Here is a 507-nt window from a genome sequence, read left to right on the forward strand (position 1 = left end):
TGGCCCATGCGGAAACCGCCACGATGGGTATAGGCCGCCACCGGGTTGCGGCTCATCGATTCGGCGCCGACGCAGAGCGCCACCTCGGCGCGGCCGAGCTCGACCGCGTCGGCCGCTTGCGCCAGCACCTCGACGCCGGTGCCGCAGACCCGCTGGACCAGATGCGCCGGAACCGCGATCGGCACGCCGGAATAGAGCCCGACATGGCGCGGCAGCATATAGGCGTCATAGCTCGCCTGGGCCATCGAGCCGCAAATGACCGTGCCGACATCGTCGGCCGCGATGCCCGTCCGCTTCAACACCTCGCGGCCGGCCTTGATGCCGAGATCGATCGGCGAGACCAGGCCGAACGCGGCGTTGTAGTCGACAAAGGGAGTGCGCAGGCCGTCGACCAGCACGACGTCGGACCAGGTCGAAATCAGGGGCTTGGGGCTCATCGAAACCTCATTCGGCGGCATTGATGACCCGTGCCGACGGCACGGGCGCATAGAGCTCGTCGACCAGGCC

The 507-nt window shown here is 68.2% G+C and carries 1 pseudogene; it reads right to left on the bottom strand.

From position 1 onward, the window contains the following. Positions 1 to 437 (bottom strand): annotated as a pseudogene (locus WDJ51_RS01680) (acetyl-CoA C-acyltransferase); the annotation flags it as partial. Positions 438 to 507: the final 70 nt, after the last annotated feature.

It is taken from the genome of Rathayibacter sp. YIM 133350, assembly GCF_037404875.1.
Classification (GTDB): Bacteria; Actinomycetota; Actinomycetes; order Actinomycetales; family Microbacteriaceae; genus Orlajensenia.